At 50.2% G+C, this 23,107-nt stretch carries 21 protein-coding genes and 1 pseudogene; 8 read left to right on the top strand and 14 right to left on the bottom strand.

Annotation, left to right across the window (positions count from 1 at the left end):
* Positions 1–7 precede the first annotated feature (7 nt).
* The 7 genes from BUB38_RS05480 to BUB38_RS05450 form a co-directional block, all read right to left on the bottom strand.
* Positions 8–1,798 carry a homoserine O-acetyltransferase MetX gene (locus BUB38_RS05480; RefSeq protein WP_083538131.1) on the bottom strand — a complete coding sequence of 597 codons (1,791 nt, stop codon included), beginning with the start codon at positions 1,796–1,798 and terminating at the stop codon, positions 8–10.
* Positions 1,799–1,849: 51 nt separating this feature from the next.
* Positions 1,850–2,725 (bottom strand): NAD(+)/NADH kinase, encoded by an 876-nt coding sequence (locus BUB38_RS05475; RefSeq protein WP_073158203.1) that lies wholly within the window; start codon positions 2,723–2,725, stop codon positions 1,850–1,852.
* Positions 2,726–2,733: 8 nt separating this feature from the next.
* A complete protein-coding gene (locus BUB38_RS05470) occupies positions 2,734–4,110 on the bottom strand; it encodes a 3-phosphoshikimate 1-carboxyvinyltransferase (protein WP_073158201.1) in 1,377 nt (458 codons plus the stop codon).
* On the bottom strand, positions 4,110–5,249 hold the full coding sequence (locus BUB38_RS05465) for a prephenate dehydrogenase/arogenate dehydrogenase family protein (protein ID WP_073158198.1): 1,140 nt from the start codon (positions 5,247–5,249) through the stop codon (positions 4,110–4,112). The genes BUB38_RS05470 and BUB38_RS05465 overlap by 1 nt, the downstream gene beginning before the upstream one ends.
* A 3-nt stretch (positions 5,250–5,252) precedes the next feature.
* Positions 5,253–5,507 (bottom strand): chorismate mutase, encoded by a 255-nt coding sequence (locus BUB38_RS05460; RefSeq protein WP_073158195.1) that lies wholly within the window; start codon positions 5,505–5,507, stop codon positions 5,253–5,255.
* 58 nt (positions 5,508–5,565) lie between these two features.
* A complete protein-coding gene (locus BUB38_RS05455; RefSeq protein WP_073158193.1) occupies positions 5,566–6,999 on the bottom strand; it encodes a glycosyl hydrolase 53 family protein in 1,434 nt (477 codons plus the stop codon).
* Between the two features lie 70 nt (positions 7,000–7,069).
* Positions 7,070–7,690, bottom strand: a complete 621-nt coding sequence (locus BUB38_RS05450) for a hypothetical protein (RefSeq protein ID WP_073158190.1) — start codon at positions 7,688–7,690, stop codon at positions 7,070–7,072.
* A 242-nt stretch (positions 7,691–7,932) separates the two neighbouring features.
* Between BUB38_RS05450 and BUB38_RS05445 the strand changes: the two genes are divergently transcribed.
* The 7 genes from BUB38_RS05445 to BUB38_RS05415 all read left to right on the top strand — a co-directional run bounded on the left by BUB38_RS05445 (position 7,933) and on the right by BUB38_RS05415 (position 15,111).
* Positions 7,933–9,276, top strand: coding sequence for a class I SAM-dependent methyltransferase (locus BUB38_RS05445; RefSeq protein ID WP_073158188.1), 1,344 nt, complete (start codon positions 7,933–7,935; stop codon positions 9,274–9,276).
* A gap of 374 nt (positions 9,277–9,650) precedes the next feature.
* Entirely contained in the window at positions 9,651–10,388 is a 738-nt protein-coding gene (locus BUB38_RS05440; RefSeq protein ID WP_073158185.1) for a CAP domain-containing protein, read from the top strand.
* A gap of 2 nt (positions 10,389–10,390) precedes the next feature.
* Positions 10,391–11,068, top strand: a complete 678-nt coding sequence (ung, locus tag BUB38_RS05435) for a uracil-DNA glycosylase (RefSeq protein ID WP_073158181.1) — start codon at positions 10,391–10,393, stop codon at positions 11,066–11,068.
* A 147-nt stretch (positions 11,069–11,215) separates the two neighbouring features.
* Positions 11,216–11,539: a DUF4321 domain-containing protein gene (locus BUB38_RS05430; RefSeq protein WP_073158178.1), complete on the top strand. Its 324-nt coding sequence runs from the start codon at positions 11,216–11,218 to the stop codon at positions 11,537–11,539.
* Positions 11,539–12,957 (top strand): Asp-tRNA(Asn)/Glu-tRNA(Gln) amidotransferase subunit GatA, encoded by a 1,419-nt coding sequence (gene gatA, locus BUB38_RS05425; RefSeq protein WP_073158175.1) that lies wholly within the window; start codon positions 11,539–11,541, stop codon positions 12,955–12,957. Before BUB38_RS05430 ends, gatA begins: the two co-directional genes overlap by 1 nt.
* A gap of 513 nt (positions 12,958–13,470) precedes the next feature.
* The gene (locus BUB38_RS05420) at positions 13,471–14,382 is read left to right on the top strand and encodes a hypothetical protein (RefSeq protein WP_073158173.1); all 912 of its coding nucleotides are present in this window, start codon (positions 13,471–13,473) and stop codon (positions 14,380–14,382) included.
* Between the two features lie 81 nt (positions 14,383–14,463).
* Positions 14,464–15,111 carry a hypothetical protein gene (locus tag BUB38_RS05415; protein ID WP_073158170.1) on the top strand — a complete coding sequence of 216 codons (648 nt, stop codon included), beginning with the start codon at positions 14,464–14,466 and terminating at the stop codon, positions 15,109–15,111.
* Between the two features lie 72 nt (positions 15,112–15,183).
* Here BUB38_RS05415 and BUB38_RS05410 read toward each other — a convergent pair whose 3' ends face one another.
* The 4 genes and pseudogenes from BUB38_RS05410 to BUB38_RS05395 all read right to left on the bottom strand — a co-directional run bounded on the left by BUB38_RS05410 (position 15,184) and on the right by BUB38_RS05395 (position 18,632).
* On the bottom strand, positions 15,184–15,873 hold the full coding sequence (locus BUB38_RS05410) for a hypothetical protein (protein ID WP_073158168.1): 690 nt from the start codon (positions 15,871–15,873) through the stop codon (positions 15,184–15,186).
* A 200-nt stretch (positions 15,874–16,073) separates the two neighbouring features.
* Positions 16,074–16,169: pseudogene (locus tag BUB38_RS16735) on the bottom strand (transposase); the annotation flags it as partial.
* A 216-nt stretch (positions 16,170–16,385) separates the two neighbouring features.
* Positions 16,386–17,789, bottom strand: coding sequence for an FISUMP domain-containing protein (locus tag BUB38_RS05400; protein ID WP_083541953.1), 1,404 nt, complete (start codon positions 17,787–17,789; stop codon positions 16,386–16,388).
* Between the two features lie 9 nt (positions 17,790–17,798).
* Positions 17,799–18,632 carry a hypothetical protein gene (locus BUB38_RS05395; RefSeq protein WP_073158163.1) on the bottom strand — a complete coding sequence of 278 codons (834 nt, stop codon included), beginning with the start codon at positions 18,630–18,632 and terminating at the stop codon, positions 17,799–17,801.
* 162 nt (positions 18,633–18,794) lie between these two features.
* Between BUB38_RS05395 and BUB38_RS05390 the strand changes: the two genes are divergently transcribed.
* Positions 18,795–19,256 carry a hypothetical protein gene (locus BUB38_RS05390; protein ID WP_073158161.1) on the top strand — a complete coding sequence of 154 codons (462 nt, stop codon included), beginning with the start codon at positions 18,795–18,797 and terminating at the stop codon, positions 19,254–19,256.
* Positions 19,257–19,331: 75 nt separating this feature from the next.
* Here the strand turns inward: BUB38_RS05390 and BUB38_RS05385 are convergent, their stop codons facing one another.
* The 3 genes from BUB38_RS05385 to pth form a co-directional block, all read right to left on the bottom strand.
* The gene (locus BUB38_RS05385; protein WP_139258266.1) at positions 19,332–20,879 is read right to left on the bottom strand and encodes a beta-galactosidase; all 1,548 of its coding nucleotides are present in this window, start codon (positions 20,877–20,879) and stop codon (positions 19,332–19,334) included.
* Positions 20,880–21,021: 142 nt separating this feature from the next.
* Positions 21,022–22,479, bottom strand: a complete 1,458-nt coding sequence (guaB, locus tag BUB38_RS05380; protein WP_073158156.1) for an IMP dehydrogenase — start codon at positions 22,477–22,479, stop codon at positions 21,022–21,024.
* A gap of 64 nt (positions 22,480–22,543) precedes the next feature.
* A complete protein-coding gene (pth, locus tag BUB38_RS05375; RefSeq protein ID WP_073158154.1) occupies positions 22,544–23,095 on the bottom strand; it encodes an aminoacyl-tRNA hydrolase in 552 nt (183 codons plus the stop codon).
* Positions 23,096–23,107: the final 12 nt, after the last annotated feature.

The raw sequence follows: 23,107 nt of genomic DNA, 5'->3' as shown, positions 1-23,107 counted from the left end.
TCACAACTCACTGCTTACTTACCATTGCAATTACGTGTTCGGCGCCGAAGTTCTTGAGGCCAACGGCGGTCAGGAACTTGCTAAGGCACTGTTCATTCTGGAACGCCATCTTCTCGATCTTAAGGCCTTCCTTTTCGCAAAGGGTGTAGAAATCCTTAACGGTGAGCAAACGAATGTTGGGTGTGTTGTACCATTCGTAAGGCAGTTCCTTGGACTTGGGCATACGACCGTGGAGCATCAGGGAACCGCGGGCAGACCAATGACCGAAATTGGGGAAAGTCACGATAACGCGCTTGGCCACGCGGAGGATTTCGCTGAGCAAGGCCACCGGGTCGCGAATTTCCTGGATGGTGCGGTTGATAATGGCGTAGTCATAGCTGTCGCTTTCAATATCAGAAATACCGCGTTCATCCAAATCGCGCTGGACCACGGGGACGTCGTTTTCCAGACAGTCCATAATGTCCTTCATGCGCTTTTCGATACCAAGGCCAATCACATTCTTGGTACGGCGGAGGTAATCGATCAAGTCGCCGCTACCGCAACCAAGGTCCAGCACGCGGCTATTTTCCTTGACCATGGAACCCAGCAGTTCAAAATCCTTCTGGTCGTGGAAAACAGGAATGGTCTGCTTGCCAGTCAAGGCTCCATACTTGCTATCCAGGAATCGGCCTACCGCCTTACCCAGATCTTCATCTTCGATGAGGAAGCCATCGTGACCGAACAGCGTATCCAATTCAAGGCTAGTCACGACCTTGCGATCGTTCAGCAAGGCGCTCGTAATACGGCGGGATTCGTGGGGCGGGAACAACCAGTCCGTAGAAAGGTTCACGTTCAGCACTTCGGCCTGCACATTCTCAAAAGCCTTTTCCAGGGAACCGTATTCCGTTTCCAGGTCGAAGCTATCGGTTGCATGGGCAATATGCAGGTAGCTGTTGGCATCGAAGCGGTCCACAAACTTCGCACCCTGGTAGCGCAGGTAGCTTTCCAGCGGCAGATCCAGGTCAAAGGGAGTGCTGTAAGTAATGGCGTGATTCTTGTGCTCATGATCCTGGGCGCGCTTGAACTTCTTTTCCATTCCTACGGCACTGAGGTAGGTAATGTGAGCCAGCTTGCGGGCATTGGAAAGTCCGACGTCCGGGTGAGCGGATTCATAATAATCGCCATTGTTGTAATTGGGGTCCTGGGTAATCACGTCGCGGGCCACAATTTCAAAACCGAGAGCCTGGCTGCTAAAACGGGGAGACGTTGCAATCAGAACACAACGCTTTACCAGTTCAGGATAGTAGATCGCCCACTTCATGGCCTGGAAGCCACCCATGGAACCGCCAATGACGCAGTAAAGTTCCTTGACTCCCAAATAGTCAGCCAGTTCCTTCTGGGCGTGGACCATGTCGCCGATGGTGATGGTGGGGAAAGTGCTGCCGTAGGGCTTGCCGGTGCGAGGATTGATACTTGCGGGGCCAGTGGAGCCCTTGCAGCCACCCAGAATGTTGCTGCACACCACAAAGAAACGATCCGTATCCACAGGCTTACCCGGGCCAATGAGAGCATCCCACCAACCGGGCTTCTTATCTTCGGGGGAATAATAACCGGCCACGTGGGCATCGGCGGTCAGCGGAGAGGTGACCCAAACGGTATTATTCTTTTCGGCATTCAACTTGCCGTAAGTTTCGTAACGAATTTCCAAAGCAGGAAGAGTCTTGCCATTCTCAAGCAAAAAACCTTGATCCCCATAATCCTTGTTAAAAGTCTGGGGAACAACCGGGCAAAGACTACCATTATGCAAAGATTCACTCATATGCATAAATATAGAAAAGCGGTAGGAAAATTTTATTTATCTAGAAAAACCTTAGGCTTTCTTGGGAGAGCCTGTCCAACCCAGCTTTTCGCGGAGAGCGCCCACGAAACCCGTATGACGCATGCGGAGGAAGGTGGTAAAGGATTTGCTCTGAGTCAGAACGACATAATCATCCGGTTCCAGGGGAATACAGGTGCGGCCATCGAAAACCAAGTCCAGGGTCTTGCCTGCGGCCGGACGCAGCACCAGTTTTTTATCTGTAAGAGACATGACCAGCGGACGTACCGAAAGGCTACCGGGAGCCACAGGAGTCAGCACCACGGCATATGTGGCCGGATGGATAATGGGGCCACCTGCCGCAAGGTTGTATGCAGTGGAGCCCGTGGGAGTCGAAACCAGCAGGGAGTCGGCCCAGTATTCCGTATAGTCGGTACCATTGTATTCCACGTTCACATTCACCATACGTTCGGGAGCGTGGGCGCGGAAATGGACTTCGTTCAAGACGGTCTGCTTGGCAATGCACTTCTTACCGTGATACACAGAAGCGTCGATCATCATGCGGTCGCGGGTAGAATACACCCCGGCCAGCAAGTCATCAAGGGTCTGGGAAAGGCATTTGACGCGGGTCTCGGCAAGGAACCCGACGCGGCCAGCGTTCACACCCAGAATGGGAATGTTATGACCAAGAGCCATATGGGCCGCCGAAAGCACGGTACCGTCACCGCCAATGGCCAAAAGCAAGTCGGACTTCAGCAAGGCCTTTTCAGAAACAACCTTTACAGGAGCGCGAACCAGTTCCTTCAGGTTTTCAAGAGCCAGGAACTTGACTTCGGGGTGTTCACTCCCCCATGCGTGAATCTGCTTCAGCGCAAGAGCCAGGTCCGTACTCTTTTCTTTCCAAGCGATAATGCCGATAGTCTTGAACATAAAACACCTTACTTGGTTTCTGCCTCAGGCTTCTTGTTAGCTTCTTCGATAACGCGGTTCAACTTTTCGAGAACGCCAGGATAAGCCGTTTCAATCACGTCGCTATTAGCCACCGGTTCATCGTTCTGCAAGGCCAGCGAAAGAACGCTCAAGGCCAAGCCATTCTGAGGAACGTCTCCGCCGTCAAAGTCAGAACCGTTCACGATGGTTTCTAGACCGCGGATTACCAGGCCGTCATCGTAGACGCCAACTTCGGCACCGGTCTTACGGAGGTTTTCAGCCAGCTTTTCGTTAACGGGGCGCATCTGCTTGCGGACTTCCTTAGGCAGACGCAAAATGGTTTCGCCTTCGGCATAGCAAGCCGCCACCGCCAAGAAGGGAAATTCCTCAAGCCCCGTGGCAATCACATCTTCAGAAAAACGACGTCCCTGCAAGCGCTTGCCAGAAGCCAGCGTAAAGATTTCGATGTCACCGTACACGTCACCATAACGTTCGCGACGGCTGGTCACTTCGTAGCTTGCGCCCATGCGTTTCAGGCAGGTCAATGCCCCGGCGCGAGACGAATTCAATTCCACGTTCTTCAAAACAATTTGCGTGTTCTTGGGGAGCGTACCAATAGTCGCCAGCAAAATAAAGGCAATGGCCTCGGTGGAATCGCCGGGCACAAAATAATCGCGACCCGTAATCACCTTGGTCTCGGAAAGTTCCGTAAACTGGGTGCGTTCAATCTTCTGACCGCGGGCCATCATCATACGACGTTCCAGTTCGGTCAGCTGTTCCATGCCGCGGGTTTCGTACTTCAGGTTCACGCCAAAGTACATGAGCATCTTGGTCCACTGATCGTGAACCGTACCCTTTTCTTCGAAAGTGGTATAGTCGTTGCGGATCAAGGCGCGAAGCAGCAAGCGGTTGCGCATGGGGTAAGTAAAATTCCCCAGGGAATCCTTCTTGGCTACAATTTCGTCGGCGCAGAAGGTGAATACGAACTTGGCGGGTTCATCGGTAACGGGCTTTACCTTGAAATACTTCTGCAGCGTTTCCTTGGCAGAAGCCACCTGGGCAATACCGGCCTCGTCAGCTTCGGCAGCAAAGGTGTAAATCTGTTCTGCATCCTTAGAAGCTAACGTCCAAAGAAGAACGTTGGCGTCTTCGGCAAAATCCATAGGCAGCATGGAAGGCAGACTGTACTGAAAGCCCTTGCCTTCAAGAACCAGCTGGTGGCCCTGCTGTTCGTAGTTCAGTCCGAATTCCTTAAGGGCTTGTGCAAATTTTTCGGAGCCTGCGGCCCAGGCGAAGTCTTCCAGAACGGTACGGCCATTTACCAAGAGGGCCATCACCAGAGTGAGCTCCATGCGCTCGCGGTCGGGGTTCAGCAAAAATTCCATTAGCGTTCCTTAACGTCGTAATCCAAGGCGGTAAGAATTTGAATAGCGCGGCGGGCTTCGTCGGGCGTCTTGAAAGCCAGAAGCAAAGTACCGGCCACGTTTTCGCGGACTTTCATCAGTTCGATATCGCGGATATTCAGCCCCCATTCGGCCAAGGGCTTCAGCACGCTGAGCAAGGCACCGGGTTCATCCTTCAGGGGAACCGTAATTTCGGAGAAGGCGGCGGCAGCATTGCGGCCAGGAGCAAACAGGCTGGCGCGACCATCGTTTCCGGCCTTAAAGATGGACTCCAGATTTTCGGAGCAGTCGGCAGCGGCGGGAGTTCCGTCAGAAACCACCTGCAAGCTATCCATGGCGGCGATAGTCTTGTCGAGGCCATCGCGGACTTCGCGGAGGGCAAGCGCCGTTTCGTTGCGGTTGGTAACGGCGATGTCATGCCACATGTTCCAGCCGCTGGCTGCAATACGGGTCATGTCCCTAAAGGCGCGTCCGGCGTAATGCTGGTAGTTGTACTTGAGCAGACGTTCCGGCATGCTGGCAGCCAATGTGGAGCTGAGCATCTGGGGCATATGGCTAACCCAGGCCATGGTACGGTCGTGATGTTCCGGCGGGAACACAACGGAATGGGCACCCACAAAAGAAATCAGCTGAAGCAAGTCGGCATAGGCGGATTCTTCGACACCATCGGGCGGACACACAAACCAGTATGCGTTCTCGAAAATGCTGGGATCATTATATTCCATGGTGCGCTTCTCGGAACCGGCCATGGGGTGACTTCCCACAAAACAGAAAGGTTCAGGCAGCTTGGCACCCGCCTTGCAAATTTCAACCTTGGTGCTGCCAATGTCGCTGACCAGAATCTTCTTATGGCCGGCCGGCAACAGCACCTTAGAAAGAGCGTCGATAGTCTTCAGAATGTGAAGAATGGGGCTGCACAGCAAAATCAAGTCAGAGCCTTCGGCCCAGGATGCGGTATCATCGTAACCGAAAAATTCATCGGCCAACTTTACTTCGCGGGCGCGTTCCAAAGTAGAGGGGGAACTGACGGCACGAACGATAGTGGGCAACTTCGCCTGCTTAATGGCTGCGGCAACGGAACTGGCCAGCAAACCAAAACCAACGAGAGTAATGCGTTGCATTTTTTAGTCCTCAACCTTGCGGGTCTCTTCCATAATCACCTGGAAGATTCTCTTGATGGAATCAGAAGAAAGGGGGCCTTCGGTCATAGAGCCCACACGGTCCAAAACGGCCTGTTCACGAGAAGCATCCAGAACGGGCAAGCCCAATTCCTTTTTCAGTTTGCCAATCTCGGTTGCATAGGTGGCACGCTTATTCAGAAGAGCAATCAGCTCTCCGTTCAATTCATCAATACGATTACGCCAATCTTCAATCTTCATATAGAAGAATGTAGAAAATCTCCCCTTGAATATTTGGAGCAATCAAGAGGAGACCGCTCTAAAAAAGAACTTCGTATTCGTCAAAAGCCCGCTTGTTGGCCTTCAAATCGCCGCCCACCCAGTCAAACAACGCAGTGCCCCAGGCACCGGAACGTTCCGGCTCCCAGATGAATGCGCCCAGAGCGCGGGGCACCTGTTCCATCACCTGATGGGTCTTTACACGGGATCCGTCAAAGCCGTAATTATCAGGCGTTGAGGAACCATTGTATTCGGCAATAAGAAATTCCAGATTCGTGTAAGTCTTGCCCAAGTTGGTCATCAAGTTTTTCCAGGAATCGGGATTGCCATGCTCGTAAGCGGAGTAGGCGGAGAAAGCCATTACATCCGGCGACACCTTGGAATTCTTGATGATCGAAGACATCCACCAATCTACGGTATTTGTCTTGTGGGGACTTTCGATATGGAACACAACTTTTATGTTGTTCGAAATTTCCTTGACAGCCCGGGAACCTGCGGCCAGATATTTCGCCGTATTGGCGATTCCTGTTGCATTGCTCATGACACCGCTAACGGCCCCATCGGCCGCCTGAACGTTATTGCCCCAGCAATCCGTATTGCTCTTGGGAATTTCGCGGAGCATGCCGTTGGTAATTTCGTTACCCACCTGCACCATTTCGGGCAAGGCACCTGCAGCCTGCAAAGCCAACAGAACATCCTTGGTGTAAGCATAAACGGAATCGGCCATGGCGTCAGAAGTTCTTACACCACGCCAACGTTCCGGAACAATCTGCTTGCCCGGATCGGCCCAGTTGTCGCTATAATGGAAATCCAGCAGCAGCTTGAAACCCGCCGCCTTGGCCCGCTTTGCGTAAGCCACCACATGATCCTTGTCGCCAAACGCTTCCACATTTTGGGGGAATTCACCAGTCCCCTGATTGCAACCCGGAGCGGCATAGCCATACCTAGCGCTGGGGTCCACAAAAGTCTTTAGGCGGATATAATTGAAACCGTGATCCCAGAGCAAATCAAAAATATCCTTGGGCGTTCCATCCACATCCAAAACACGGATCCCCTTGGCTTCATATTCCTGCATCTGGGAAACATCGGCACCAAGGATTTTGGAATACTCGGGATGAGAACGCAAACTGGAAGAAGAACCGGGAAGCGGTTCATCCAAAGAGCTGCTGACAGGTTCGTCTGCGGAACTGCAGATGGGTCCGTCTGCGGAACTGCTGATGGGTCCGTCTGAAGAACTGCTTACAGAAGGTTCATCCGAGTAACTCAGAGGAATTTCGTCGGCAGAACTGCTGACGGACACGTCAACAAAACTACTGGTCAAAAAATCGTCAGCTGAACTTTCTGGAAGAACCTCAAAAGAACTTTCCGGCAAAGGTTCATTGCCCAATTCATCAGGCAACGCCTCAGTGGAACTGCCGCCGCACCCGATCAAAGCCAGTGCAGCAAGCCCAATAATACCCTTAATCTTTCCCATACAGTTAAATTTACCCTTTTTACGGGGCAACATTCGTTAACTGTTGGTAAAAAGTCAGCGGTTTATCGTTTTACAGAACCACTTTCAACGTCATGGCGCAAAACACAATCGTCGAAACGTAGTTAAGGACCTTCTTGAGATAAACAAGATCCCTGGGCGCACGGAGGGAACCATCCTTGTAGTATACCTTGCCATGGAGCAACCAGAACATCTTTGCCTGAGATACCAAGGAAGGGCTGCCCAAGATAGACGTGTTTTCCATGACCGTGTACATGGCATCCCAATGTTTGCGCAGGATTGTACTGTTCAAAAGCATTCTGGGATTCTTATACAAGCCCAATCGGATAAACTGTACGGAATCGGCCCGATCGGTATCCGTTCTTGCAGGGTAAAGCCTTACGTCTACAGATCCGTTATCAAGCTGCAAATATCTTAGGCTGGCGCCACTTTCCGACAAAGTAACACACGTCGGAGCAACCAGGTTTCCATCGATATCCCTAGAGACAACGCCCATATCGTAAGGGCGAGATCCCCAGAAAGCATCAAAGCGATACCGACTGGAACCTCCATCGCGCCCCTGGGGGGCAACGACGGCTTTGTATTGATCATTAAACCTGTTAGCCTTATCTTGTTTAAAGAATCGGTTAAAGGTGAACTGGCCGAAAAACTGAAAAGCATCAAATGCTTTCATTTTCTCATGTACATTCATACACTTACCTAAGATTGGGAATCCAACTACCAAAACAATAAATTTGACTCACCAATCCCACTGAATCAAATCTGGCGGCAAAGATAAAAAATCTTAACATTCGTTGCGAGGGTGTCAACGATTACTTTTTTACTACATATCAACAACTTTTCAATACTTTTAGATTACTTTTAAAAACATTTTTCTAGCACAAATCCCTTTCAACAAAAGCTAAATTTGCAACAATGCTTTATTCCGACCTGCTCATATCCCCTGCCGTACAAGAATTCATCCTCAGCTCCATCAAGAAGAAGATGGATGCCCTGCAAATTTCTACAGCACTGAACAAGGCCGGATACAGCAATGAAGAACGGGCCGCCATCATGGACTACATGATGTTGGTCCCCAAATTTCGTGAAAAGTTTTTTGGCGAAGCCGGCAAGAAATCAGGCAACGACGCCTTTTTGCTATGCGACCGCCTAGCTTTGGAACAGAGTACCGCCCAGGATATCGGCCGTTACAAGGCAAACCTGTGGCAAGCGGGAGCCGAAAACATTGGCGAAAGCCCGCGGGTACACGACCTCTGCTGCGGCATGGGCGGCGACAGTTTCTTTATTCCCCAGAATTTCAAAGTGACTGGCGTAGACCTGGACCCCGACCGTCTGCAGATGTACGCCTACAACACAGAAAATTTCCGCGGTGAATCCAGTTCGACGATCTCCGGGGACGTTCGAGAAATCGCCCGCAAAAATGGCGACTCCCCCGCACAAGAAAAAGCAGACTTCTTTACCATCGACCCTGCCCGCCGTACCGTAGAAGGCGAAAACCAGCGTGACCTCCGCAATCTCACCCCCACCTTCGAAGAGGTTCTTGAAATTTCAAGGCACTACAAGGGCGGCATGGCAAAACTTCCTCCCGGCTACCCCACCAACGAAATTCCCCAGGATGCAGAACTGGTTTACCTAGGAAGCCACGCCGACTGCCGCGAATTGCTGGTGCTGTTTGGCGCATTGGCAAAGAACCCCGGAAAAGTTCGGGCCATCATGGTGGATAAAAATGGCGAGGTTGTAAAAGCCGCAGATGGTACGGATGCAATCTGGCAGGGAACGCTAACCGAGATACAGGCTGCCTCCAACAAGGACGCCGAACACGATCTGCCCGGCTGCGAAAGAAGTTTCCGCAACGCCACCAGCGAAAGCGACTTGCCCGTCGGCGAAGTTTCGGAATACCTGGCAGAACCGACGGCACTGCTGATCCGCAGCCACCTTTTTGGAAGCGTGGCCCAGGCCGCAAACTCAGACGCCCACCTGATTTCAGAAGGCATCGCCTACGTGGCAAGCGAAAGTCCGCTCCCCTCCCCCGCCTTTGCCAACTTCAAGATTCTTGACAACTGTGAAATCGCCACCAGCGCCGTCCGCGATATGCTCAAGCGACATAACATCGGCAAGCTGACCCTAAAGCTTCGCGGTGTAAAGGTAGACCCCACCGAAGAAATCAAGAGGCTAAAGCCCAAGGGCAAGAAAGAAGCCATACTTTTCTACACCCGTCACAAAGGCGAGAAAATCGCAATCCTGGCAGAACGAGTTTAAAAAAGACCTCCGGAGTTTTTGAACTTCGGAGGCTTATTTTTTAGCGAATCGCCATTCCCCGTGAAAATGTTTCCATAACTTTTATAGAAACCCGTCGGATAGGCCGAAAAGCCATATTTAATTATCAATGGTCACAAAAAAAACTCCGATTTTACATTTTATACAAAACATTTCCATGTTTTCATGGCTAGGTATCAGATACAAGATATGAGATATCAGATATGAGTTTTTATTATCGCGCCGATGACGCCTAATGTCACCCAGAGGGAGCACAGGGTCTCGTGCGACCATGGGATTCTGAAACAAGTTCAGAACGACCCACGGCGAGAAGGTTTGTTGTGACATTCCGGCGTTCTTATATTATTTTTTCTTGTATGTTCAAGCTTTTCCCTATCTTTACAGTTTCTGCAGCATTGATGTTCGTTGCCTGCGGTGACGATTCCTCCAGCGTTTCTGTCCAAGACGAAACCTCATCCTGTTCTAATTATCAGTCTGCGGAAACATCCTCCAGTTCCCCAAAAGAAGACGGAAATATTAGCGCAAGCAGTTCATCCAACAACGGATCTTCCGCAACCCCGGCAAGCAGCGAGTCAACGACCGTTCCGGCAAGCAGCGAATCCTTGACAAGCAATTCCTCCAGCAGCCAGGCCTCCACGCCGGCAAGCAGTGAAACTGCAGAAGCATCGGATTGGCGCAGTTACTGCCTAGACGTAATTAACAAGTACCGCGCCACAGAAGGTCTGACGTCCCTAGTTCTTGCCCCCGAAGCAAAGCAGACTTGTGTCGAAGAACAGGCCGCAGCCGACCTTAAGGCAAACTCGGCCCATGGTCATTTCGGGGACTGCGGTGAATTTGCCCAGAACTCCGGCCCCAACATCTCACTTTCCTGGATGGGAACCGAAGAGAAAATCGTGGACTACTACCTAGAAATGATGTGGAACGAAAAGAAGTTGGTGGAAAGCGGCCAGCGCGACCCCAACAAATCGGAAGACTACTCCTACATCGGTCATTATCTCAACATGAGCAGTACCAAGTACAGTTCCGTCGCCTGCGGCATCGCAAAATCCTCAGACGGAAAGACCGGCTGGTTTAACGTTAATTTCCACAAGTAGTTATGGCTGTAAAACTCGAAGAATCCTGGCTGAACCTGCTCAGCGACCAATTTGAGCAGGATTATTTCAAACAAATTAAGAATACGCTTTTAGACGAACGCGCCAAACAGCATGTGGTGTATCCGCCGGCCTCTAAAATTTTCGCAGCGCTGGACTTCTGCCCTGTAGACAAGGTCAAGGCCGTTATCATCGGACAGGACCCGTACCACAACCCGGGTCAGGCCCATGGCCTCTGCTTTTCTGTACCCATGGGAATCGAGCCGCCCCCTTCGCTGATCAACATTTTCAAGGAACTGCACGACGACCTGGGAATCAACCCGCCGCCCCATGGCAATCTAGAATCCTGGGCTCAGCAGGGGATCTTGCTTTTGAATGCATCCCTGACAGTTCGCGCCCACCAGGCCGCAAGCCACGCGGGAATCGGTTGGCAGCAATTTACTGACACCATCATCAAGAGGCTTTCGGCCACCCGCGAAAACCTGGTGTTCCTTTTGTGGGGCAGTTTCGCCATCAAGAAGCAGGAGTTGGTGGCTCCCGGCCGCGGGCATCTGATCTTGACCGCACCCCACCCCAGCCCCCTTTCGGCCTACCGCGGTTTCTTTGGTTGTAAGCACTTCAGCAAGGCAAACGCCTACCTGCAAAGTAAAGGGCTGGAACCCATTGACTGGTCGATTGGGTAGTAGGAAGTAGACAGTAGGTAGATGGGAGTTTTTTTATCGTGCCAACGACGCCTAACGTTATATCATATCTTGTAATTCGTAATTATTCACTGTTCACTCTTCATTGTTCGCTGCCCTTATCTCTCCCCTTTTTTTATATTTGAGCTCATGAGTCATAAGAATACATTTGCACGTCTCGTGCTTTTTATTGTACTGGGCTTGATTATCGGCGGTGTCCTGGGAGAATGCCTGGGAGTGCTGTTCGGTCAACTCGGTGAATTGATGAATGCGGGTGGTTACAACAATATCGTTCACAACGTGTTTGTTACAGCTTTTCCCTTTAATATCGGTTTTCCCGACAAGCCGGAACCCGTGGTTCTTGACTTGTACATGATCAAGATTGCCTTTGGCGTTGGCTTCAAGATTAACTTCGCCAGCATCATCGGCATGGTTGTCGGCATCTACATTATGAAATGGTCCGGAGAAAGGTAATGATTACTATTGAAGAATTGCAAGCTCAATTGGCTAGCGGCGCCACAACTTCTGTGAAGCTCACTGAAGAAGCTCTGGCTAAGGTCGAAGCTACTAAGAATTTGAACGCCTACATTTCCGTTCTCAACGAACGTGCTTTGGAAAAGGCTGCTGAATCCGACAAGCGTCGCGCCGAAGGCAAGACCCTGGGTGCTCTTGACGGCATCCCCGTCGCCATCAAGGACAATATGTGCCTGGTCGGAACCCGCACCACCGCCGCTTCCAAAATTCTTGAAAATTTCGTGGCCCCCTACACCGCTACCGCTGTCGAAAAGCTGGAAGCTGCAGGCGCCATCATCATCGGTAAGACCAACATGGACGAATTCGCCATGGGTTCTTCCAATGAAACCTCTTATTTCGGTCCTGTTAAGAACCCTCTGGATGAAACCCGCGTTCCGGGTGGTTCCTCCGGTGGTTCTGCCGTAGCTGTTGCCAGCGGTACCGTCGCCTGCGCACTTGGTTCCGACACTGGTGGATCTATCCGTCAGCCCGCCGCCTGCACTGGCGTCGTGGGTCTGAAGCCCACCTACGGCCGCGTTTCCCGTTACGGTCTGTTGGCCTACGCCAGCTCCCTGGACCAGATCGGCCCCTTCGGTTCTACCGTCAAGGACGCTGCAATCTTGATGAACGCTATTGTTGGCGTTGACCCCCATGACAACACCACCAGCACCCGCCCCGCAGAAGACTTTACTGCAAAGCTGGACGCTGGCGTGAAAGGCAAGGTCATTGGCGTTCCTAAGGAATACTTCGCCGAAGGTCTTGATCCTGAATGCAAGGCAGCCATCGAAGCCATGCTGAAGAAGCTGGAAGCCGAAGGTGCCACCATCAAGGAAGTAAGCCTCCCCAACATCGGCAACGCAGTTTCCAGTTACTACATCATTGCAACTGCAGAAGCTAGCTCCAACCTTTCCCGCTACGACGGCGTTCGCTACGGTTACCGCAGCAAGGACGCCCGCAAGCTGATCGACCTGTACTCCATGAGCCGCAGCGAAGCTTTCGGTAAGGAAGTGCAGCGCCGTATCCTCCTGGGTAGCTATGTGCTTTCCGCAGGCTTCTACGATGCCTACTACGTTCAGGCTCAGAAGGTCCGTCGCCTCATTACCGACGACTTCAACAAGGCTTTCGAAGAATGCGACGTAATCGCCAGCCCCACCATGCCGGGTCTCCCGCTGAAGTGTGGCATGAACGAAAGCGACCCCATGGCCGTTTACTTGAGCGACATCTACACCGTTAGCCTGAACCTGGCCGGTCTCCCCGGCGTAAGCGTTCCTTGCGGTATGGCTGGCGGCCTGCCCGTTGGCCTGCAGTGGATCGGCAAGCCCTTCCAGGAAGCCGACCTGCTCAGCGTCGCTGCTGCAACTGAGAAGCTTGCAAAGTGAGAGTCGCGCCGACAAGCAAATTTGTCGGCATGACCGAACGCAGCAGCGGACGCCAAAGGCGTCAAAAGCTTGCAAAGTGAGCCTGCACGAGGAAGCGCCGCGATTAATGCCGCAGACCTTCGCAAGCAGCTCGCCTCACCTGCATGTTTACGCGGGACAAAGAGCCTGCATGGGTCGCCCCCTCTAAAAAGCGCAGTACACATAATTTATTAAGGATTCGCCCCTCGGGGTGGATCCTTTTTTTGTTTCTGGAGGTTCGCTACAACGAAAAGAAGATACTAAACAGAATTTATACCCATAAAAAATGATCCTTTTCAATTCTTATAGGTAAAATTACAAACAAACTAACACAAAATTTGACCAAATCTGGGAAAAAAGCCCTACACTACCTATAACAAAACCAGTATTCAAGTCTGTTATAGGTAATTCAAAAAAACATCTTTACAAATAACCAGGTTCCGACCCAAATTATACCCATAATACACCAAATACATTCCAATTTATAGGTAAAAAATGCAAAATCATCTTGTCAAAACACCAATTACCCAAATTCGCAACATCCTGGAAGATGTCGTTGTTCAACTATCCGCTCTTTCTCAGCGAATTTTCCGAAGCAAGGCCAAAAAACAGCAAGGATCCTTACGCATCGCCATCAACAAGGGCACTCCTCAATACTATCACATCACAACGAAAGGAGATACTAACGGAAAATACATTCCAAAGTCTGACTCCAAGCTGATTTCATCACTTGCGCAAAAAGAGTACCTCGAAAAATGCAACCGTATTATTGAAAGGCAACAAAAGGCGCTAGCCCGATTCCTAAAGGATTTTCATCCCGAAGACATCATTGCGGTTCATACAAACCTTACGGAAGCCAAAAGGAGATTCGTAACGCCTTTGCTCTTAACCGACGAGGAATTTGCAGCGCAATGGCAAGCCAAGCCATACAGTGGAAAATTTTTCGCAAAGGATACTCCAGAACATTTCACTAATAGCGGATTACGGGTCCGTTCCAAATCTGAGGTGATTATCGCCGAATGCCTCGCCCGCCACAACATTCCGTTTCGTTACGAAGCCCCGCTGGAATTAATCATCGGGGATACGTCAAGCATAACCGCCGAAACACCGACGAACAACATTCGCCGACGCACCCTCAATCAAGACGCCGACCTCATGCAAAGCAAGGCAGTCACATTCTATCCCGACTTCACCTGCTTAAACAAGCGCACCCGTCAGGAATTCATCTGGGAACATTTTGGCATGATGGACAATCCCAATTACGCCAGAAACGCTATAGAAAAACAACGAAGCTACGCTGCCGCTGGCTACATTCCAGGAATAAACTTTATCGCCACCACCGAGACGACGGATCTTCCCCTGAACATCCCTTACGTAGAGCAAATGACAAAATCATTGCTAATGTAAATCTGTCCCAACCTTCACATGCATAAGCATTTACTACCTTTCTCGCCGCTCATGTGAGCTTCATTTTTAAGGGTTAAGAAGATGAACTTAAAGATTTTACTGGGTGCAGCCATAGCTGCATTTTTATTCGTTGGCTGTTCCAGCCCCCGTTTTTTTGTTGATTCCCAATGGACCAATAAACCGGCAAAAGCAAAATTTATTTTTTCTACCGGAGTTGTAGAAAATCAAGAGGATCTAGATGATGTCCTTGTGGAAGATGAAAACTTCACGGTATGGTTTGCAAGGCAGCTCGAAGAAAATGTGAAGTTCTATTCCAACCATGTTGACTTCACTGCCGAAAGAATTTCTAAGGAAGAAATGCTAGAAGAAAAAGTGACCTTAGGGAAAAATCCCGTCACGGTCGGCAAGCCCAAGACATTTAACAGCGACGCCGAAATCTACGTCGTTCTGAACAATCTCTGGTTTGGACGAACTCAAAGGACCTCGTACTATACCCATAATATAGCGGCGGGCACCCCAACAACATCGTCCACCAATTACTTCATATCCATGTCAGGCCGATACGCCTTCTACGACACGGGAACCCAAAAGATTCTTGGCTACGGCGAATTCAACACCAACGAAGAATATGTCCGCAACTTAGGGCGCGACAGCTGGAAACGATTAATCCAGACTTCTATAGAAGAAATCCTTGAAAACACGCCGCTAACTTATCCCGCCGCAAAGTAAGGAAAAGACTTGTTCAATACAGAACAAGTCTTTTTCAATAACGCATGTGGTTCTAAAATCGCACAGCGAATTCTATTTATTTTTCAAGATTGGAGTTCTTGCAAGAGTCTTTTTCACGAGAGCCAACACGCATTTTTCCCAATCACCCCTGGTCATGGCGTAGGCAAACTTGCTCTTGATATTCCAATGTCCAAAGGCGACACGGTTACCAGTCTTGGCGCTATAATAAGCGTAGTCAGCGTAAAGCCACAGACCGTTATCCGCGATGGTGGGGCCTGCGGTTGCCATGCTGTTGTTAGCAGGAGCACCGTAACCATTTTGAGAGACATTCTGGATGTATGCCCAGTTTTCGTAGGAATCTTCGCGACGGCTGAAGTTCACATTAGAAAGCACCAGGTAATAACCTTCGCCATCCATGGCCATGGGCTTCATCATGTTGAATTCCACAGTCTGGATGCTATCCTTTTCGTGGACCAGGTCACTTGCATTCACTTCAACAACGTCGAAAGCCACGGAATTCTTGGTCACCAGATTCAGATCCTTGGTCAATTCAGCCTTGAACCAGGCGCTGAAATTGTCGGCGTATTCTTCCAGGTCATCCTTCACGTCATCCTGATTTTCGACCATGGGCTTGGTGAATTCAACGGTTACGGATGTGGGCTTTTCGGTCCATTCCGGATCAACGAAGAATGTGGGTTTCTTGGCACAGCCAGTAAATGCCATGGCCACAGCGGCCATGCAGCAGAACAATTTGATTTTCATATTTTAACCCCTATATTTTGGTTGACGCAAATATAAAAAATCTAACCAGAAAAAAGGAACCCACCGGCCGGTGGTTCTTCATAGACGGGCAAAGCCCTATGTTACGGCACGCGCTAACACGCGTACGCAGTCTGCCACCTGCGATGGTCCTTACCCGGCTACCCGTAAACGGGTTATTTCTTTCCGAATAGGCCTAACTGTTCCCCGTAGAAAACCTTCCTTCTAAATTTTGGGGCAAACACAATGTGATATTTGCAATTCCACGTTGTATGTGCAGTTGTATTTCTATTATTCATATTAATCCTTTGGTTTTATTGTGATGCAGTTGGCAGACCGCACCATCAATTTAGCCAAAGGATTTCTTTTTTCATGATCGCCAGAAGGCTTTACTTGAACACCCCAGCATAGCTGGGGTTTTCATTTTATACAGAAACGTAACGAATTTTATAATTTCGCCAGCCTCAATCACCCCTCCACAAACAAATACTTATGGATTTTTTGACAAAAAACAGTTATTCCATTATGCAGCGGACACTGGCTTCATACAGGTCATCTGCAAACGGATCCAAATTCACGTCCTTGTTTTGATTGCTCAGATACAGGCCAACGTGGGCACTGGTCTCTCCGTCGTCGGCAACAGAATTCGTAGAACCCCAGAACAGGGCATAATCCGTCTTACTGAAAATGTCGTGCCTACGGAACCCAGCGGGTATGGCGTTAAAGCCGTAGAAATCACGGGCATTCAGACGTCCCCACTTGCCAACAGCCATCAAACCCTCGCCTACCCCGAAATCGCCAGCATGAGCCTTGACGGTATCGAGAAGAGATTCAAAATCCATTTTCTCGGGAAGACGCCAGCCTGTCGGGCAGGCTTTCTGGGCAGCATTCCAGCTATATAGACGACCATACACGAGGCAAGAATCAAGGTTGAAATCACGGCAGTAGCTTTCCCCATCGGGATCTTCGTAATTCAGATTCTCGGCCATCCAAGTTTGACTTCCTATCTTTACGGTCTTATATATGGTGCTGTCTCGTTCGTCTAACATTTGCCCCATCCGCATATCATTCTTAATGCAACGAACCGGCATCCTAATATCCTTGGTCCGGTAAAGCAGGGCTTCAGCCGTATTTTCGATGGTATAGATCCAGACATCCATATCATCTAAATCGTAGGTCCCAACAGCCGAAGATGTCCAAAAATGAGCTTTCATACCCATCGGGGACCCCCAATCATCAGCCATCCCCAACGGGAGAGCGGCAAATCCCAGGGAATTATATACGTCGGCCTGCCGTTTCAAAGACCACAACGTATCACTCTTCAGTGCGTCATCATAATAGATTGAACCTTTCTTCGCCTTGGCATAATTCACCAAAAGTTCCCACTGCCCCAAAGTAGGCACACTCCACCCTTCCGGGCATACCTTATAAATTTGTACAGAAGTTGTCCAATAGTAAGCCCCATAAATATCACAATTTGACGGTTTATCATCACGGCACTCGTGCTCCACCCCGGTATACCTTAAATTTTCGGCCATCCACTCTTGGTCGCCAATAGAAACGGTCCTATAAACCTTGTCGTCTCGAGAATCCACCATGACTCCATAGGAGCCCTTGAACCCAGAAACGAAACTGGAGGACGAAGGTATGGAAATACTAGAAGAGGAACTTACGGATGACTCCTGAGAATACCTCCAGGAGGAACTGCTGTACCAGGAAGAACTGCTCGCTCCAGAGCTATACCTGTAGCTGGAACTGGAACTACTGTACCCCTCGGCCACAAAGCTTTTTTTATCGAAGCTAGAGGACGACTCGTTTTCCAGGTGGCCGTACAAATCTTCATAATCACCCACATAATCCGTGCAGGCGACAAAAGGCAAAACAAGTAGGCAGCACAAAACAAAAAATCTAACGTTCATCTTTACCGCCTAAAAGAAAATACTGAAACCCAAGCCAACAGCGCCAACGGCACCCATGATGATTCCCACCGTACGCAGGTTCTGTGCCAGACGGATGTCGTTCAAGTTGTCTCGATATTGGTACTTGTTATCGGGAATCTCGTCGTAAGCATCGGCAGCGTAATAGTCGGCAAAAAATGCCCCCACGACACCAATCACGGTGGTTACCGCAGAAACGACAATCAAGGTGGTTCGCACATTGGATTCAGCCATGGCAGGTGCCACCTTCCTTGCGGCACTAGCCTTTTCCTGAGCGGCCTTCTGGGCCACCATGGAGGAATCCTCGGCATAAGTGTACAGACGGGGAACGAGAATCTTGGGTTCGGAATCCTCAACCGTTTCGGGTGCGGAATCCGGGGGCGCTATATTAGTGGATTCATCGACGGGTTTAGGGGATTCGTCGACGGGTGCGTCTAACGGATAAGGAGATGGTTCATTACCACGGCAAATCAAAAAAAAATCGTGGGCTCGAGACTCTACAATTCCAAGCAGTTCCTCGGCATCGACACCGCGGCCAGTAAAGCTGGAAACCAGTTTACTAGAAATCGTTTCGTACAATTCAACTGTCAGGGTGAACTTTTCACCATAGAGACCTACGCGAGCCTGAGCTACATAGTCGGCAGAAATGTTGCGCCCCGTTTCAACCAGACAGCTACCCTCGCAATCCTCGATAGACATATCGGGAGGCAACATGGCATTGATATTATCCCGGGTCATAATGGTAAATCCGAAATCCGCAGGCAAGGCCTTAACAGCCCCGGCACGCAACACGTTAGTGATGAACTGCCTTTCTTGAAAGGGCATGACCGTGGAGTCATTGCAGACAGTCTCAAGCACCGCCACATACTTGGCTGAAGCCAGACAAGGCAACCCGATTATCAATAAGCAAAAAAGAACGAATCTCACTAACCTCATGAATTCAAAGATAGCACAAACATTCAATTTATTTATCTTTCGCACCATAAAATGAAATTCGAAAAAGACACTTTATACGTCTGGGTAGGCGGCAGCTGCGATTACGGCCACAAGGAACGGGCCGGCGGCGGGGCCTACATTGCCGAAACCTTCGCCACCGATTCCAAGGATGGCGTTGGCGGGAAAATCGTGGACACCTACACTACGTCGGACTTTAACACCAAGGAATTTCAGATGATTTACAGGGCCATGGACCACGTCCTGGAGAAGTTCGGTACGTCAGAATGTCGCGCGAGCTCTGAAAACCGAGCGAGCTCTAAAAACCGCGCGGGCACCTTCGAAAAAATCGTATTCCTCTCCAACGTCCAGTATATTCAAAACTACCCCAAGCCGGAGAACGTGGAAATCGGAATTCTCCCCTACCACAAGTTCCCTCGCCAAAAGGAAGTTCATGACATGGCAAGCCAGGCCATGCGAGATTTGCGCAGTTCCGGAGAAGGCGTCAACACCTAGGAACAGCCGACAAAATCAACCTATAAAAAAAGCCTGCCACGAAGACTCGTGCAGGCTAATTTCATCTCGTCAAAATTACGGTTTCAGCAACAGCTTATTGTTTGCCTGCAGGCCGTCGTTATCGAAACGTACGGTAGGATTCTTTCCGCTTTTGAAAGCTTCTTCACTTTCGTAGATAGAGAGCGCCACAGAAACTCCCGGCAGCGCCGCCACATTGGTCAGCCTTGCAGGAACTGAGTTAGCAAAAGTAAAATCACGAACCATTTCGTCCTTGAAAGTACCCTTGGAAACCTTGATGGTTTTACCCAGCTGTTCAAGAACTTCGCCTTCGCCGTTGACCAATTCTGCCACCATATAAATATCAAAGAAGCAGGGAGCAATGCCCGTGTTCTTTACGGTGATATTCAATGTATTTGTAGTTTCCTTGTCACCCGTAACCGTCAGAAGTTCAGCCTGCTGCACCATGAAATTGTAACCGATCACATGGGTCAGGGAATCTGCCAAGTCCTTGTGTTCACTGTAGATTTTAAATCCGCAATCGCTTTCCTGTTCCAGCACATAGTAGGTCAAATGAGCTGTGGTAATTTCGTGAACCCAACGTTCCGGAGTCCACTTTTTGTACTCACGATCGTCAAAGGTCAGCATTCTTTCGTAGCTGCCAATATTTTCTGCAATAGTCGGAAGCCCTGCCTCGTAGGCACGCACCAAGGAATCTGCAGTACCGGGAATTCCAATAAAGCCGTCGTCACGCTTGGTAATCCCAAGGCTTAACGCATAGGTGTAAATTTCGCCATAGGCATCAGAAGGCAAGGCAAGCAAAGTCTTCTTGAATACAGAAGCGTAATGGTCCAGCAATTCCTTCTGAACCTTTAGGGGCGGCATATCGCTACCATCCAGATGGGAAACGTGCCATTCGCCCCATTCACCAAAGGTACGGACATCAATGTATTCAAGGCGGGGATCCCCATCATACTTTTCTGCCATAGCCGTAGCGAAATCCTTGGCGGCCTTCAGGTAGACAGGATCATCCCATCTGGGAACTTGGGCACGGGCACCATTATCCTGAAAGATGGCGTAATCCTTCTTGGCTCCCTCTTCGTAAACCCAGTCAGGAGTCCAGTCGTATTCACTTGTAGGCGTATCGTTACCCGTGATGTACCAGGGAGAGTAAGGGAACACTCGCAAAGCGTAACCCAGACCATGTTCCTGAAGTACGTTCAGCAGATCCTCAAGTTCGGACCAATCGTAAACTCCCTTGCCGGGATTCAATTTGTCCCAACGCTGATATCCGGAACCGTAGGTAATCAAATCCCATGCGCCATTTTTATCGGGACCGTACCTGAATTCGGGAACGAAATTCCAGGCACCTTCGGTAAGGAGCGTAAAGCCCTTATGAGGATTGGGCAGCGGACCTTTAAAGGGTTTGAGAGTGTAAGCAATCTTTGTAGTGTTACCGCTTGCGGAACCACTGGTGATTTCGTCTGAGGAACTTGATTCCAAAGTAATAGATTCCGAGGAACTAGACACCTCATCAACTGCGTTTGTGCTGTTTCCATCATCACCACATGCGACTAACCCTAAGGCAAAACAAGCCGTAATACCAAACAAAGAAATTCTTTTCATCCAATCCTCATATGTTATTCTGAATATAAAAAAAATTTCCCATCAAACAAAACAGAGTCTTTCTAAACAAAAATCCCGCTACAGCTAAAAACTGCAACGGGATTTTCAAATGGTTAGCGAGCGGCCAAAGTCCGCGGCCAAATTAACCTTCGGATCTGTAGTTCGGGGCTTCCTTGGTGATGGTCACATCGTGGGGATGAGATTCGCGGAGACCTGCACCAGTGATACGGACGAAGGTAGCCTTGTCGTAGAGTTCCTTCAGGTTTGCAGCACCTGCGTAACCCATAGCGGAGTGGATACCACCGATGATCTGGTAAATGGTATCGCGGAGCGGTCCCTTGTAAGGAACGCGGCCTTCGATGCCTTCCGGAACGAACTTGCGGGGTTCCTTGATGCCACCCTGGAAGTAACGGTCTGCAGAACCTGCAGCCATAGCGCCCAGAGAGCCCATACCGCGGTAGCTCTTGAAGCTACGGCCATCAGCGAGAATGACTTCGCCCGGAGCTTCTTCGGTACCTGCGAACATGGAACCGATCATCACGGCGTGACCGCCAGCGGCCAGAGCCTTCACGATGTCGCCAGAGAACTTGAGACCACCGTCAGCGATAATCTTGACGCCAGCCTTGCGTGCAGCCTTGCCGCATTCCACAACAGCGGAGAACTGGGGGTAACCTACGCCAGCCACGATACGGGTGGTGCAGATAGAGCCAGGACCGATACCCACCTTGACGATGTTGGCACCGCACTTGGCAAGTTCAGTAACAGCTTCCGGAGTGCAAACGTTACCACCGCAGATGGTGAGCTTGGGATACTTCTTGCGGACGGTCTTCACCATGTTGCGGACACCGATGTGGTGGCCGTGAGCGGTGTCGATCACCAACAGGTCGACGCCAGCGTCAACGAGGGCTGCAACGCGTTCCAGAGTATTTGCAGAGGTACCGACAGCAGCACCCACCAGCAACTGGCCATTCTTGTCCAGGCTTGCGGAGGGGTTGTTTTCGCGCTTCAGAATGTCGGTCATGGTGATGAGGCCCTTGAGGTTGCCTGCATTGTCCACCAGCGGGAGCTTTTCGATACGCTTTTCGGCCAGGAGTTCCTTAGCCTTGGCAAGGCTGATCTTCGGGCTTGCGGTGACCGGATTCTTGGTCATCACCTTTTCAATCTTCACATTGTAGTCGGAGATAGTGCGGAGGTCACGGCTAGTGAGCATACCCACCAGCTTGCCATTCTTGAGAATGGGGAAACCGCTAATCTTATGGGCAGCGCGCATTTCGAATGCAGCGGAAACCGGCTGGTCAGCTTCCAGGGTCACCGGATTGCTAACGATACCGGACTGCCAGCGCTTGACCTTGCGAACTTCTTCGGCCTGTTCTTCGACGCTCATGTTCTTGTGAATAATGCCAAGACCACCCTGAAGAGCAATGGAGATTGCCAGGGGAGCCGTAGTAACGGTATCCATAGCAGCACTGATCACAGGGATGTTGAGCTTAATGTTCGGAGCAAGCTGAGTGCTCACGTCTGTCTGGGACGGCAAAACGGAGGAAGCTGCGGGAACGAGAAGAACGTCATCAAACGTTAAAGCTTCAGGCAAAATTTTCATAAATGAACCTCATTCTATTTTGCAAAGATAAGATAGAAAAAACCGAGCGACACGTCAAAAGGAATTACTTGCCGTTATAGCGTTCCATGCACTTTTCAATGCCGAACTTGAAGTAGCATTCCACCAGAGGTTTTACTTTTTCGAGAGCCTCGTCGAAAGCGGGGCGGTCTTCGGGCGGGAACTTCGCCAAGACCCAGTTGGAAAGGTCAAACTTGGGAGGGCACTTACCCACACCAAAGCGGATGCGGGGGAACTTGTCACCAATTTTCTCGATGATATTACGAAGGCCATTCTGACCGCCATGACTGCCGTTGGCACGGCAACGGATGCGACCCACATCGAGATTAATATCATCACTAAAAACAAGTAGCTGTTCCGGCTTGATTTTATACCAAGTCATAAGAGCCTGAACGGACTCGCCAGACAAATTCATATAGGTCTGAGGTTTGGCCAGCAGACATTCCTGCCCACCGACAACCACCTTCTGGGTCAGTGCCTTGTGTTCAGATTTCCAGTCACCGGAAGTAGCCAATTTTTCGACAGCCATAAAACCGGCATTGTGGTGGGTGTTAGAATACTGAGTTCCAGGATTTCCGAGACCGACAATCAGATACATGTTAACCTCAAA

It is taken from the genome of Fibrobacter sp. UWH5, assembly GCF_900142505.1.
Taxonomy (GTDB): Bacteria; Fibrobacterota; Fibrobacteria; order Fibrobacterales; family Fibrobacteraceae; genus Fibrobacter.
This window is presented reverse-complemented; position numbering and strand designations above follow the sequence as displayed.